Origin of the sequence: uncultured Imperialibacter sp., assembly GCF_963974565.1 — a bacterium.
Classification (GTDB): domain Bacteria; phylum Bacteroidota; class Bacteroidia; order Cytophagales; family Cyclobacteriaceae; genus Imperialibacter; species Imperialibacter roseus.
Genome location: NZ_CAXBCJ010000031.1, coordinates 1 through 12,699, shown reverse-complemented (window position 1 = coordinate 12,699; position 12,699 = coordinate 1). Strand labels below are relative to the sequence as shown.

Genomic DNA, 12,699 nt, shown 5'->3' with positions numbered 1-12,699 from the left:
GTACTTTTATGAAAACTCGTGGGCGGGGTACAAAAGAGCGGTCACTTCGGTGATCCACTTTTTGTCATGATCGGAAGTATGGGAGAGGCTAACAAAGCGGAATCCTGTAAGCGCTGCTTCGTCAGCGACAATGACCCCCTGAAGACCAGGGAACTTGGAGACGGGAAGCTTTACGAAACCAGCACCTGTGCCTGCATCGAAAACCGCAACATAAGGCTGAAGGTAGTCGGTATGACCACTGGCAAGAAGTGCGTGCTTCGACGCTATGCTCGACTCATAAACGTTGGCACTGGCCCCTTGAGAAAAGGCCATGACAATGAGCAAAAACAAGGCTGCAACGCTTCTGTACATACTGTCAAATGACAACACCAGCAAAATTGATAATTAGTTAACGATTATTTTCAAGCGATGGTCATAAATATTTTGGTTTTCTTTGAACAGGGGAGGCGCAAATTTAAGCAGCATTGTTCCCTTTGTTTTGAACCGGCAAAGACAAAAAAAACAGATTGAAAGCGTTCTCTTGAATACCAAATATCGAAAGAAGGGGCGCCCAATATGGAGGGGAGGAGAAAAATGGCGGCAGGTTGCGGGTAGTTGGCTTGTGCGTTAATTTTTCTATGATTTTTGGTTACTTTTCATCCCATCCGGGAACGGCAAGGAAAAGTAACAGCCTGTCCGGCTAGAGGACTAACAAGAAATTAGAAAACAAAGTCTGGATTAGAAACGAACCGCCTACATACAGGCAGTTGGCTCTAATCTGCCACAGCGTAAAGGTGATTTACTGCCTTGATTTGAGTCTTTTATTAGAGCCTGAGTTTTCTCTACAATATCTAATCCCAAGAATAGATTATGCAACTCAAAGGAAAAACAGCCATCGTCACCGGAGCCACCAGCGGCATGGGCAGGGCCATAGCACTGGCTTATGCAAAAGAAGGAGCCAACGTGGTAGCCAGTGGCAGAAAAGAAACGGCTGGCAGGGCGCTGGTAGATGAAATTAAGGGCCAGGCGGGCAAAGCGATTTTCGTAAAAGGAGATGTGGCCGACCCTGCCGTTAATGAGGCGCTGGTGAAAAGAGCCTTGTCTGAATTTGGGCAACTAGATATTGTATGCACCAACGCCGGCGACCTGGGACTCGGCAAGGTGACAGAGCTGCCCATCGAATTCTGGCAACGAACGCTGGATGTGAACCTAAGCTCGGCCTTCTACCTTCTGAAATATGCGCTTCCCGAAATGATAAAGCAGCCGGGCGCTTCCGTGGTGGTGAATGCTTCCATTGCTGCATTCAAATTCTTCCCCAACCACCCAGCCTACTGTGCATCAAAAGCCGGCCTGGTGGCACTTGCCCGGCAGGTGGCCGTTGACTACAGTCCCAACGTGCGGGTAAATATCATGTGCCCTGGCCCGGTAGACACTCCGCTGATCCACGACTCTGCCAAAGCATTCCCCGACCCAGCAACCGCAGTTGAGAATGCGGGCAAGTCGACACTCTTACAGCGGCTAGGCCAGCCCGGCGACATAGCCAGCCTTGCTTTGTTTCTTGCGTCCGACGCTTCTTCATGGATGACCGGAGCGGTGATTCCTATCGATGGCGGTGCGCTCACGGGAGCCAAATAGAAAGAAGAGAAGAAAAGATCCATCGCTGAACACGGAATCTCTGCCATATCGGAACGGAGATATCTTCTACTTGAACCTATGCCTCACCGTTTACAAAAAGACACCGAGGATGGTTTATTGAAGGCCTACAGTATTCAAAACGCTTATTTCTCAATTCTTATCCCTATCTTTTTAGGATGAAACCCCTAACAAGAAAACTAATCCATTCAGCGGCAGCGTGTATCTTCATTGCCGCACTGGCTACACCTGCCTTCTCACAGGAAACCAAACTCAGCTCCAAAGTCTACACCTGGGACGAGCTGCCAGTAGAAACCAGCAAAAACGGCGAACGTCGGCAGATAGCAGAAGGATCGACTGACCACCTAAAGTACCTGGAGCTTCACACCACGTCCGTGGGCGCTGGGCTGGCTTTTCATGCTCCTCATTCTCATGACGACGAGGAGTTGGTGATCATCAAAGAAGGTCAGGTAAAAGTAACCGTGGGCGACCAAAGCAAGGTGATGGGCCCTGGCAGTATCGCCCTGATCCAGGCCGGAGAGCAGCATGGCATGACCAACGCAGGCACCACTCCCGCTACCTACTACATCATGCGCTATCACGACAAGGAGCCGCATGACGCTGCCCGTGGAAAAGCCAACGGTGGGTCACTACTAATCAGCTACAGCGACACCGAAGCCAAACCTACAGGAAAAGGCACCCGCCGTGATTATTTTGACCGGGCTACCAGCGCTACCGAGAATTTCGAGATGCACGTGACCTCGCTGAACAAAGGCGAGGACAGCCATGCGCCACACACCCACTTTGTGGAAGAGATCATTGTGATCATGAAAGGCAATACACAAATGCATATCGACGGGCAGCTAATCGATGCACCACAAGGGTCGCTTGTTTATCTGGGTTCAAATGTTCCTCATGCACTCAAGAACCTGACCAACGGAAGCTGCGAGTACTTCGCCTTTCAGTGGAAGTAACGGCGTGAACCTGTTGCCTTGCAGTATTAGTTTTTATCATCAAAAAGCATAATGGAAGTAGTAAAAAACGATTCCGGATTTGAACAGATCGGTTCGAATTCCTCTTTACACAGAAAGGTCATCCACCTCGACAAACTAATGATGACGGTCATAGAATTCACCAATGGCCCGATGACTGTGCCAGACCCGCCCCACAAGCACCCACATGAGCAAATCTCGTATGTGGCTGCGGGCTCTTTGAAGCTATTCATTGAGGATAGGGAATACTTGCTGAATCAAGGAGACGTTTTCAAAGTGGCCTCCAACCTCAATCACTGCATACAGACCTTGACCGAAAAAGTGACATTGGTGGATGGATTTGCACCGATAAGAGAGGATTTTCTTTGAACAGCTAAGCTAGTATGAGGTGGTCATTTCGATCTACCAGTTGGCGGAGAGAAATCCCCCAGACCCTGGCAGCAGGTCTGAGGGACTTCTAAATGGCCTTTAATGAAATTGCTTACAGGCCCCTAAATGCTGTCTTTTTGTATTTATCTGTCAGCTATTGATATCGCTTTTGGGATATCCTGGCGAACAGCATTGTATTCGCTTTTACCGAATTCAAGAGTATAAAAATCTTTTCCAAACATTTCTTGTGCCCTTTCCTGATAGATTTGGTCGAAAGCTTGTTGGATATGACAAAGGGTTACCAAATAATCATTATAGGTATCGTCATCATCAAAACCAGCGCTTACCACATAGTTGGTTGAGCCCCTTGTTACGTGGCTTTGTACGAAGTCGTAAACAATTCCCTTAATCGCTTCGCCGCTATTTTTCCCCATATCAATTTTTAAGATGTCGAACTTGCCTTCAGCCGCCAATTCTTCAATAGTTGGCTGCCTTGGATTGTTGTCGTTAACATAGTCAGACGTTGGAGGCAAAAGAAAAGGCATTTCAAATCTCGCCTTGTCCGTCGTTTCTGCTACATACAGAACTTTTCTTTGATTAGCTTTTCTCATTGCAGTTTGTAGCTTCCTAACCAACCCCATCGATTGATCTTTGTCTATTCTCATAACCACCATACCATTTTCAGAAAGCTTAAATGTCCCAACCAGTGCTACGAACTCATCAATATCATAATGCTTGCCTTTCCACGTTATTTGGTCATCGGCAATGTTGTAAGTTAAAGAATCCGTTCTGCTTTTGGCTTTGTAGCCGTTTGCTTTTACCGTTGGCAAATCAACGCTCTCAGCCAAATCTGCTTCCGCCAGGCTCTTCTCAAGTGAAACAGCGTCATCCATTTTGGAATTGCACTGCACAATAATGGCACTAAAAAGCACTGTGCCTGCTATGGCCATGGCTACTTTCACTTTGCCTGACCATCCTGATTGTTTGTTAGTCATCATGGTTATTCTTTTTTTGATAAATGATAAGTTGAAATTGTGTACCAACCCGAATGAGTTGTTGCTGATCAACTGCTTCAGAAGCAAAGTCTGGTACTCAACCAGGGAATAACCCGAAGTAATTATTTTCTTATCTGCTATGTATTCATGTGTAGTTTTTAGGGATTTAATTAGCTGCCAGATCACCGGATTGAACCAGAGAAAGGCCGCCAAAAGTTGAACAATAAGTAAGTCGACGGAATGCCGCTGCTCAATATGCGTTTTTTCATGTGCCAGGATCTGCTGGAACTCCGATGAGTCCACCAGCGAATCGGGGACAAACACATAGTTGAGAAACGAAAATGGGGAGATCGGCTGCGGAAGCTTCACGACCTTTATGCCATCCATTTCTTCGTATGAATGGCTTGAGATCACTTTCCTTATCCAGCGCAGTGACCAGAATGTTCTCGACAAACAGACCACCACCCCTATAGCGTACAACAACAGTATTCCGTTAATTGCCAGGCGCAGCCAGTCTACGCCAGTGCTTACCATCACACCAGGCTCGGCTGCAGTTTGCGTTGAGCCCGCAGCGCTGCGTGCTTCAAACTCCCAGGCAGCCATGGCCTCGTAGTACGACATCCTGGCCTTGCTGATTTCAGCAATGGGCCGCTCAAGTACCGACACTTCAGTTGGGCTGATATCAAAACTCACCAACGGGAAAAGCAGGGAAAACGCTAAAATTCCTAACAGAAAGAAGCGGTTGAGACTGAAAAAAGTCTCTTTGCGCAACACCAAAACATACAGCAGGTAGAAGAATGCCAACAAAGCACTCGACTCCAATAGATACATGATGAGCTCAGCCATTTTTCTTCTTTTTTAAGTCTTCCAGCATTTTCATTGCTTCATCCAGCTCCTTTTCGTCCAGCTTTTTGCTTTCGGAAAAAAAGTTGACCACCTGGCTCAGGGAATTGTCGTAATAATCCTTCACCAGCCTCGACAGCTGCCCCTTACTGTAGGCTTCCTTCGAAATCAGAGGATGGTACTGATGCGAATTGCCGTAAGCCGTAAAGCCTACAATTTCTTTTTGCACCAGCACCCTCACAATCGTCGAAACGGAATTGTAAGGAGGCTTAGGGTCGGGATACTGATCAAGGATATCCTTGATAAAACCTTTGTCAATATCCCAGAGGATCATCATGATCTTCTCTTCTGCCTTAGTTAAAGTGACCATTGCTTTGAGTTTTGTTAATCAGCAAGACAAGCTTACAACTTAATTTTAAGTTTGTCAACTTATTTTTAAGTTATTCTATTTAGTATTAAGTTAATGGTGTTGAATTTGTAATTTTTCGCCTGCATCTGGTACTCATTGAGGCAAATACTCAAGATTATGTATCATGCAGCATCTGGCAGCTAGCCAGGTAGAATCGTCAGCATCTGTGGAGAAAATCAGAATTGGCGGCACATATCAACTTTATGTCGGTATATTCTGAGCAGACGCCAATGAAGCAAACCATCACAAAATGAAAGCAGCCAACTGGATCAACTATGGCCCTCCTGAAATACTGAAGTTGACGGAACGTGAGAAGCCCGCTGCCAAAGACAATGAAGTGCTGATAAAAGTGATGGCGACAACGGTCAACCGGACTGATTGCGCCATGCTCAGGGCCAAACCGTTTTTTATGCGCTTAGTCACAGGTTTAAGCAAACCACGCAAGCAGAGCACAGGCACAGATTTAGCTGGCGAAGTGGTGGCAGTAGGTAAGGCTGTTGAATCATTCCAACCTGGCGACAGAGTGTTTGCCTTTGAAGACCTTGGGCTCAGCTCACATGCTGAATACACAACATTCCAGGCAGACAAGGCCATTTGCACCATCCCCGACAACTTCAGTTTCGCCGATGCCGCTGCGTGTATTGAAGGCCCACACTACGCTTACTATTTTCTTGACAAAGTCAATTTGCAGGCTGGACAAAAGGTACTGGTGAACGGGGCCACCGGAGCTATAGGCTCGGCCACTGTACAATTATGCAAATACCACGGTGCCACAGTGACGGCAGTGTGCCAGGGCAAAGACTTTGACCTGGTCAGGAGCCTTGGTGCCGACGAGCTGATCGACTACACCAGGGAAGACTTTACAAAAACTGATCAGCAGTTTGACTACATTTTTGACGCTGTAGGCAAGAGCTCTTTTGGAAAATGCAAGCGCCTATTGAAAACAGAGGGCGTCTATATGTCTTCGGAACTTGGACGCAACGGTGAAAATATTTTCTATTCGATCCTCACGTCGCTCTTTGGCAAAAAGAAAGTGAAGTTTCCCATTCCTTCAGATAAAAAGGAGAGTCTGCTATTTATCAGGCAAATGATGGAGGAAGGGAAATTGAAACCTGTCATTGACAGACAATACAAGCTGGAGCAACTGGTTGAAGCTTTTACCTATGTGGAGACGGGGCAGAAAACAGGCAATGTTATTCTAATTCCCTCAGAATGAAAGCGATGATTTATACCCAATACGGCGCTTCCGATGTGCTTAGGCTGGAGGACGTCGGGAAGCCCATTCCAAAGGATGATGAGGTGCTTGTGAAAGTACATGCTGCCTCCCTCAATTCATGGGACTGGGACAGGCTCACTGGCAAGCCACGTATCTACCGGTTGCTAAGTGGCATGGGCAAGCCAACACTCCCCATCCTTGGTGCCGATGTGGCGGGTGTGGTAGTGGAAACCGGCACCCAAATCACAAAGTTCAAGCCTGGCGACGAGGTCTTTGGCGACTTGTCTGCCGGTAAATGGGGCGGCTTTGCTGAATACACCTGCGCAAAAGAAGAGGAGCTGACTATCAAACCAGCTTCCATGACATTTGAAGAAGCCGCTGCCATTCCTCAGGCCGGCGGCATGGCGCTCCAGGCTCTGACGGAAAAAAGAACCATAAAAGCTGGTGATAGTGTCCTCATCAATGGCGCCGGTGGTGGAGTGGGCACTTTTGCCATCCAAATTGCTAAAAGCCTGGGCGCCCACATAACGGCGGTGGATTTGACAGAAAAACACGCTATGCTGCAATCGCTGGGTGCGAGCCGTGTGATCGATCACACCAAAGAAGACTTTACTAAACAAGACAGGCAATATGATTTGATCGTCGATGTGATAGCCACCCGGTCGATATCGGACTACAAAAGGGTCTTGAAACCCGGCGGGTTATATACCATGATCGGAGGCCACCTGGGTACCATTTTCCAGGTGGGCTTATTGGGAGGCCTTGTATCAACAAAGGAAAAGCGACTAAGTATTCTTATACAGCAACCAAATAAGCCCCTGGGCGCTTTCATCAAATTATTTGAGGAAGGCAAAGTCAAACCGATCATCGACAAAGTGTATCCATTGGAGGAACTGCCGGAAGCGTTTCAAAGAATTGGTAATGGAAGTGTAAAAGGCAAAGTAGTCATCACTCCTCACGCCGGGTAAGTCATTGGGCGTAAACAAATTGGAGGGGTCCTTTCGGTCAGGACGCTTCATCTTGTCCCTGATACTTTAACTTTGAGAAATGATGAAAACTTCATCCCTTTGAAAAATTAACAGTGAACACCTGGCTAAATGACACTGCAAGAAACAATATCAAAGCACGACAACAACTCTTTTTCAGACATTAAGAAACGAGTGTATGATGAGTGCTTACTTCATCTCTCGAACCTGCAAATGGAAGACGAGAGTAAGGAGTATGGTGCTTGCACTTTTACGGTCAACTCCTTAGTGGTGATCGGCAGGGACGCCAAGCAAACGCCGAAAAAAACGGGTCAGTTCGTCACTATCTGGAAAAGAGTGGACAACGGCCCTACCCAGCCATTTAGCGCTTCGGACACATTTGATTTTTTTGTGATCAACACCAGAAAAGGAGATCACTCTGGGCAATTTGTTTTCCCGAAAGCAGCACTGATAAAGCATCGGATTGTCTCTCAACCCCCGGTAAGGGGAAAACTCGGGATGCGTGTCTATCCTCCGTGGGAGTTGGCGGAGAGCAAGCAGGCAATGAAAACGCAGGACTGGCAACTGAAGTTTTTTCTTCATATCCCAGAGCGAGGCGACGTCGACCTTCAACGGGCAAAGTTGCTCTATGCTAAAACGGCTCTTTAAAGTCACAGCAATAGCTTACAGAAAACAGTTTTAAGGTTAAATTGGGATGACATGCCACGCATTCAACTTTCTCCCCTAGACACAACCCATGCTTTGTTCATTATTGAACTCGTCAACTCCCCTGGCTGGCTGGAGTTCATAGGCGAGAGAAATGTAAAAAGCCGGGAAGACGCTGACGCCTACATCCGTAAGATTGAAAGCAACCCAGCTGTTGACTACTGGGTTATTGAACTGGTCACCTCCGGAGAGCCGGTCGGTATAGTAACGCTCATCCAACGAGACTACCTGCAGTCGCCCGATATCGGGTTTGCGTTGCTTCCTGCGTTTGAAAAACAAGGCTATGCCTTTGAAGCCGTTTCGCTATTTCTGAACGACTTCTTCAGCGTTTCAACAAACAAAGAAATTCACGCTATTATCCTGGATCACAATCGGCCATCAATTCAACTCGTCCAAAAGCTCGGGCTTGTGTTTAGCGATCGCATTGAGGTAAATGGCGAGCAGCTTTCGCTTTATTCAAAAAAAATCACCTGACAAGGCTCAAAAAGTTGGCTGCTTCCGGGCAAAATCCTGCTGCTCTTTTTAAGTTCGTGAGGTGAAAGTGGGAAGCGGCACACGGAGTAGCCTGCGGGTAATTAAAGAACAAAAGATAATGGCGAAAGGGTTTGTCGAAGACAAGCATTTTAAAGGAGTCAATTTTTCGGAAGCGCCGTTAGTGGGCAGCGATTATGAAGCCTGCCACTTCTCCAACTGCCTTTTTGCTGGCGTCAATCTCTCGCATATCAATTTTATGGAATGTGTATTTGAGCATTGCGACCTGAGCATGGCGAAGCTAGGTAATACGGCCTTCAAAGACACCACCTTCAAGGGCTGTAAGCTTCTGGGCCTTCATTTCGAAGACGTCAATCCTTTTTTGTTGGCGCTGAGTTTTACCGATTGTCAGCTTAACCTTTCTTCGTTCTTTAATCTGAATTTAAAGAAAACAAGGTTTGTCAATTGTGGTCTGAAAGAAGTTGATTTTAGTGGCGCAGATTTATCGCTGGCCGTGTTCGACAACTGCGACCTGCTTGGAGCTGTATTTGGTAACACCATGCTTGAAAAGGCAGACTTCCGAACTGCCTTCAATTATTCGCTGGATCCTGAAGTTAACAAGATAAAAAAGGCGAAGTTTTCCGTATCGGGATTGCCTGGCCTGCTCGGCAAGTACAATATCGAGATAGGGTAATTTGCAACGATAATCCTTGGCCGGGAGTCCTTGCTTCGTCAACAGGCTGTCAACCTATGAGAAAGAACCTACTACCTGCCCTTGGACTGCTACTCGTCACTCATTTTGCAGTGGGACAAAAGGTGTATCAATATGCAGTGCCTCCTCAGCAAACGGACCGATGGGAGACGGAAAACCTTTTGCAGGCGATAGCAGATACCACGCTGCTATTTAGTTTCTTCAACAAGATGATCAACGAGGATCATCAGGTCCACAGCATCCTGCTGGTGAAAGATGGAAAGCTGGTGCTTGAAGAATACTTTGGAGAACACAAAGCTGACCAAACCCACGACCTGCGCTCTGCCACAAAAAGCATCCGCTCACTTTTGGTTGGTATTGCCATCGACAAGGGCTTCATCGAAAGCGTTGACGATCCTATTTTCAAGTACTTGAAAAGCCCTGAGCCACAGAAAAACATCGACGCCAGGAAAGAACAAATCACCATCCGCCACCTGCTCACCATGAGCACTGGGCTCGATTGTAACGATTGGGATAAATCCTCGAAAGGCCAGGAGGACAAAGTGTATAAGAAAAAAGACTGGTTACAATACACCCTTGATTTGCCCATGGTGCGAGACCCTGGTGATTCAGCTCTTTACTGTAGCATGGGTGTCGTATTGGCGGCGGAGGTAGTGAGTCAGGCCTCTGGCATGTCTATCGACGCATTCGCTGAAAAGTATTTGTTTGCTCCTCTGGGCATCGAAAACGTACAGTGGGGGCACACAACCACCGGTCGGGATATAATTCCGTCCGGCAAGCGGCTGTACATGACTTCCCGTGATTTTGCTAAAATCGGGCAGCTGGTCATGAACCATGGTGCCTGGAGCGATCAGCAAATAGTATCTGCCGGCTGGATACAACAAGCGACAGAAAGGCAAACCAACCTTGCCGGTCTGGACTACGGTTTTCTGTGGTGGAGCATCCCGTTCCAAATAGGCGATGAACTGAAAAAAGAAACCGTCGCCACAGGAAATGGAGGGCAATACCTCATGCTGTTCCCTGAACTGAAACTGGTAGCTGCTTTTACCGGCGGCGCATATAACTCTGACGACGACAAGTTCCCTTTTGCGATTATGAACAGGGTTTTGCTGCCGCAGTTTGTTGAAGCCAATAGATGAATTTCCCGGAGCCGTTATTTACCTGATTCGGGATGGTGACAGTGTGATGTCATTTATCATATTGCCCAAAGACTGTTGCTGACAAGTATCATTGGTTAATAATAGCACTTTCATGAAATTAACTGTGGTTTAAACAACTAATGTCATGAAAGAATCTATGCAAAGAAATGGGCCCAATGGAGCTGTTTACGGCCTCGGATTTATCGGTGCTGTCATTTACTACATCTCCAACGCCACAGGCTTCTGGATGGGCGTAGTCGGATTTCTGAAAGCGATGGTGTGGCCAGGATTTTTGGTGTACGAAGCACTGAAGGCATTGGGTGCCTGAAAAAATAGAGCACATTGCTATATTGCACCTTCACATTTAATGAAGGAATGGATGTTGTCATTAGCCAACATAATGGAGTCGACATAGCGGAAGTGATTTCCAATGAACTGACCATAAAGGATGCACAAGACGCTCTTGATGTGTTGGCGAACTGTTCTTACCAGGGAGCCGATAATATCATTTGGCATGAGAAGAATATTGCAGCCGCCTTTTTTGACCTGAGAACCGGCCTGGCCGGTGAGGTGCTGCAAAAGTTTTCCAACTACCGGGCAAGGCTGGCAATCGTGGGCGACTTTTCGAAATACGAAAGCAAGGCGCTGCGAGACTTCATTTTTGAAAGCAACAGGCAGGGAAGAATTAGTTTCGTTGGTTCAGTGGTCGAGGCAAAAGAACAGCTGAGCAAATAGTTTAGGCAGGCAAAGCCTATTCTGTTTTTCTCTGTTTGTCGAGCTTGTCTTTGATTACCTGCGCCTGCCGAAGTAGCTCGTCCAGCTTTTCCCTGCTCAGGTATTCTCCATCATTCACAACCGCAAAAATATCCTGCGTGGCGCTGATGTCTTCCAACGGATTACTGTTAAGGATCACCAGGTCGGCCTGCATGCCGGGAGCGATGCTGCCCAGGTTGTCCTGCTCATTAAAAAACTTCGCTCCATTAACAGTTGCAGTTTGTAAAATCGCCAGTGGCTCAAGTCCCGCCTCCTGAAACAGCACCAGCTCTTCGTGAAGCGACTGCGCCGGGTACACGAAAGTGTTGAGTGCGGCAGCATCGCTACCTGCAAGAATCGTAACCCCCGCTTTGTGCAGGTAAGGCAACTGCTCCGCAATAAGCTGGTAGCGGTCTTTTCTTGCCTGTTTCTGTTCAGAAGTTTCGCCGGCCATTCTGTCGATTCTCCATTGGTATTTGGAAGTAAATCTGGTGGTCAGGTACTTCAGGTAATCGTCGTTTTGATGGTCATTTTCGTCGAGGTAGGCAAGCTGCTTCCCGCCAATAAGCGTCGGCGTAACTGCCACACCCTGCATGGCAAGCATTTTATACCCGGCAAAAGCGCTGTCTTGATTAAAAGAGCTATTGTACACATGCCCAGCCTCACTCCTCTCCAGCTTCCCTGACTTGATACTGTCCACAATCGCTCTATCATCGCTACCAAGCCTCAGCATATAGCTGACGTGCTCTATGGCGGAAAATCCTGCCGCCGCCAGCTCCTCTACCGACAGGTCATAAGGAACATGTCCGGTGACTTTGTAGCCTCGCTTTTTTGCTTCCTTCACACTTGTCAAAAACAGATCACCGGGCAACGTATTTTCCGTGATTTTCACAAAGTCGACATTGTATGCATCGAGCTTATCGAGCATTTGCTGCAGCTCCTCTTTATTGGCTATTTCGAGGTCGCCTTTCCAAATGGAATTAATCCCTTCCAATTTCCTTCCGGCTGTGAAAATCTGTGGCCCAAATAGCTGGTCATTGTTGATAGAATCTCTCCAGGCAAGCACCAGCTCTCCCAAATCGCTGGCGCAATCCCTCACTGTCGTAATTCCATAAGCAACGTACAGTGGCAGCAGTGCCCTGTTATCCTCCACAAGGTCTTCGCCTTCAATGTGCACATGCATGTCCCAAAGGCCGGGAATGACATACCTGCCCCCGGCATCAAAAACATCTTTCCTTCCTACCAAAGCCGACAACTCACTGCCGTCTCCAATACTTACAATTCTTCCACTGTCGATCAAAATGGCTTTCTCCCTTTCCACATTGCCCGACATGACATCAACCACATGGGCATTCAGAATCACTATGGCCTCGTCGGATACACCTGGCCCAGTCGGTTGGCACGCCCCAAGTGCAACGACTGCCAGTAGAAAAAAGAAAGAGTTTTTCATGTGTATATAATTTTGTTTCGATCAAGTAGTAAAGTATCCATAACAAGG

The 12,699-nt window shown here is 47.3% G+C and carries 15 protein-coding genes; 11 read left to right on the top strand and 4 right to left on the bottom strand.

All coding sequences use genetic code 11. The features are described from left to right. Positions 1-6 precede the first annotated feature (6 nt). A complete protein-coding gene (locus AAC052_RS26575; RefSeq protein WP_339816175.1) occupies positions 7-351 on the bottom strand; it encodes a hypothetical protein in 345 nt (114 codons plus the stop codon). A gap of 498 nt (positions 352-849) precedes the next feature. Between AAC052_RS26575 and AAC052_RS26570 the strand changes: the two genes are divergently transcribed. The 3 genes from AAC052_RS26570 to AAC052_RS26560 all read left to right on the top strand — a co-directional run bounded on the left by AAC052_RS26570 (position 850) and on the right by AAC052_RS26560 (position 2,972). Then, on the top strand, positions 850-1,614 hold the full coding sequence (locus AAC052_RS26570; protein ID WP_339816174.1) for an SDR family oxidoreductase: 765 nt from the start codon (positions 850-852) through the stop codon (positions 1,612-1,614). Between the two features lie 176 nt (positions 1,615-1,790). Further along, the gene (locus tag AAC052_RS26565; protein WP_339816173.1) at positions 1,791-2,585 is read left to right on the top strand and encodes a cupin domain-containing protein; all 795 of its coding nucleotides are present in this window, start codon (positions 1,791-1,793) and stop codon (positions 2,583-2,585) included. A 51-nt stretch (positions 2,586-2,636) separates the two neighbouring features. Further along, complete coding sequence (locus AAC052_RS26560) at positions 2,637-2,972, top strand: cupin domain-containing protein (RefSeq protein WP_317489808.1); 336 nt, start codon at positions 2,637-2,639, stop codon at positions 2,970-2,972. 143 nt (positions 2,973-3,115) lie between these two features. Here the strand turns inward: AAC052_RS26560 and AAC052_RS26555 are convergent, their stop codons facing one another. Together AAC052_RS26555 and AAC052_RS26550 are read right to left on the bottom strand one after the other, a co-directional pair. After that, positions 3,116-4,813 (bottom strand): M56 family metallopeptidase, encoded by a 1,698-nt coding sequence (locus AAC052_RS26555; protein WP_339816171.1) that lies wholly within the window; start codon positions 4,811-4,813, stop codon positions 3,116-3,118. Then, positions 4,806-5,180 carry a BlaI/MecI/CopY family transcriptional regulator gene (locus tag AAC052_RS26550; protein WP_317489806.1) on the bottom strand — a complete coding sequence of 125 codons (375 nt, stop codon included), beginning with the start codon at positions 5,178-5,180 and terminating at the stop codon, positions 4,806-4,808. Before AAC052_RS26550 ends, AAC052_RS26555 begins: the two co-directional genes overlap by 8 nt. Positions 5,181-5,469: 289 nt before the next feature. On the opposite strand from AAC052_RS26550, the gene AAC052_RS26545 reads away from it, so the two are divergent. The 8 genes from AAC052_RS26545 to AAC052_RS26510 all read left to right on the top strand — a co-directional run bounded on the left by AAC052_RS26545 (position 5,470) and on the right by AAC052_RS26510 (position 11,183). Then, a complete protein-coding gene (locus AAC052_RS26545) occupies positions 5,470-6,435 on the top strand; it encodes an NAD(P)-dependent alcohol dehydrogenase (RefSeq protein WP_339816170.1) in 966 nt (321 codons plus the stop codon). Next, complete coding sequence (locus AAC052_RS26540) at positions 6,432-7,403, top strand: NAD(P)-dependent alcohol dehydrogenase (protein ID WP_339816169.1); 972 nt, start codon at positions 6,432-6,434, stop codon at positions 7,401-7,403. The genes AAC052_RS26545 and AAC052_RS26540 overlap by 4 nt, the downstream gene beginning before the upstream one ends. Positions 7,404-7,532: 129 nt before the next feature. Beyond that, complete coding sequence (locus AAC052_RS26535) at positions 7,533-8,069, top strand: MepB family protein (protein ID WP_317489803.1); 537 nt, start codon at positions 7,533-7,535, stop codon at positions 8,067-8,069. A 51-nt stretch (positions 8,070-8,120) separates the two neighbouring features. After that, positions 8,121-8,600 (top strand): GNAT family N-acetyltransferase, encoded by a 480-nt coding sequence (locus AAC052_RS26530; protein WP_317489802.1) that lies wholly within the window; start codon positions 8,121-8,123, stop codon positions 8,598-8,600. Positions 8,601-8,718: 118 nt separating this feature from the next. Continuing rightward, positions 8,719-9,291 (top strand): pentapeptide repeat-containing protein, encoded by a 573-nt coding sequence (locus AAC052_RS26525; protein ID WP_317489801.1) that lies wholly within the window; start codon positions 8,719-8,721, stop codon positions 9,289-9,291. Positions 9,292-9,347: 56 nt separating this feature from the next. Then, entirely contained in the window at positions 9,348-10,448 is a 1,101-nt protein-coding gene (locus AAC052_RS26520) for a serine hydrolase (protein ID WP_317489800.1), read from the top strand. Between the two features lie 145 nt (positions 10,449-10,593). Continuing rightward, positions 10,594-10,776, top strand: a complete 183-nt coding sequence (locus tag AAC052_RS26515) for a hypothetical protein (RefSeq protein WP_317489799.1) — start codon at positions 10,594-10,596, stop codon at positions 10,774-10,776. 47 nt (positions 10,777-10,823) lie between these two features. Beyond that, positions 10,824-11,183: a DUF4180 domain-containing protein gene (locus AAC052_RS26510; RefSeq protein WP_339816168.1), complete on the top strand. Its 360-nt coding sequence runs from the start codon at positions 10,824-10,826 to the stop codon at positions 11,181-11,183. Positions 11,184-11,199: 16 nt separating this feature from the next. On the opposite strand, the gene AAC052_RS26505 is transcribed toward AAC052_RS26510, so the two are convergent. Next, positions 11,200-12,651, bottom strand: a complete 1,452-nt coding sequence (locus tag AAC052_RS26505) for an amidohydrolase family protein (RefSeq protein WP_339816167.1) — start codon at positions 12,649-12,651, stop codon at positions 11,200-11,202. Positions 12,652-12,699: the final 48 nt, after the last annotated feature.

What these genes read in the sequence shown, in the direction of transcription:
- AAC052_RS26545 (WP_339816170.1), top strand. Translation starts at nt 5,470, where the DNA reads ATGAAAGCAGCCAACTGGATCAACTATGGCCCTCCTGAAATACTGAAG.
- AAC052_RS26530 (WP_317489802.1), top strand. Translation starts at nt 8,121, where the DNA reads ATGCCACGCATTCAACTTTCTCCCCTAGACACAACCCATGCTTTGTTC.
- AAC052_RS26570 (WP_339816174.1), top strand. Translation starts at nt 850, where the DNA reads ATGCAACTCAAAGGAAAAACAGCCATCGTCACCGGAGCCACCAGCGGC.
- AAC052_RS26540 (WP_339816169.1), top strand. Translation starts at nt 6,432, where the DNA reads ATGAAAGCGATGATTTATACCCAATACGGCGCTTCCGATGTGCTTAGG.
- AAC052_RS26520 (WP_317489800.1), top strand. Translation starts at nt 9,348, where the DNA reads ATGAGAAAGAACCTACTACCTGCCCTTGGACTGCTACTCGTCACTCAT.
- AAC052_RS26515 (WP_317489799.1), top strand. Translation starts at nt 10,594, where the DNA reads ATGAAAGAATCTATGCAAAGAAATGGGCCCAATGGAGCTGTTTACGGC.
- AAC052_RS26535 (WP_317489803.1), top strand. Translation starts at nt 7,533, where the DNA reads ATGACACTGCAAGAAACAATATCAAAGCACGACAACAACTCTTTTTCA.
- AAC052_RS26575 (WP_339816175.1), bottom strand. Translation starts at nt 351, where the DNA reads ATGTACAGAAGCGTTGCAGCCTTGTTTTTGCTCATTGTCATGGCCTTT.
- AAC052_RS26510 (WP_339816168.1), top strand. Translation starts at nt 10,824, where the DNA reads ATGGATGTTGTCATTAGCCAACATAATGGAGTCGACATAGCGGAAGTG.
- AAC052_RS26560 (WP_317489808.1), top strand. Translation starts at nt 2,637, where the DNA reads ATGGAAGTAGTAAAAAACGATTCCGGATTTGAACAGATCGGTTCGAAT.
- AAC052_RS26550 (WP_317489806.1), bottom strand. Translation starts at nt 5,180, where the DNA reads ATGGTCACTTTAACTAAGGCAGAAGAGAAGATCATGATGATCCTCTGG.
- AAC052_RS26505 (WP_339816167.1), bottom strand. Translation starts at nt 12,651, where the DNA reads ATGAAAAACTCTTTCTTTTTTCTACTGGCAGTCGTTGCACTTGGGGCG.
- AAC052_RS26565 (WP_339816173.1), top strand. Translation starts at nt 1,791, where the DNA reads ATGAAACCCCTAACAAGAAAACTAATCCATTCAGCGGCAGCGTGTATC.
- AAC052_RS26525 (WP_317489801.1), top strand. Translation starts at nt 8,719, where the DNA reads ATGGCGAAAGGGTTTGTCGAAGACAAGCATTTTAAAGGAGTCAATTTT.
- AAC052_RS26555 (WP_339816171.1), bottom strand. Translation starts at nt 4,813, where the DNA reads ATGGCTGAGCTCATCATGTATCTATTGGAGTCGAGTGCTTTGTTGGCA.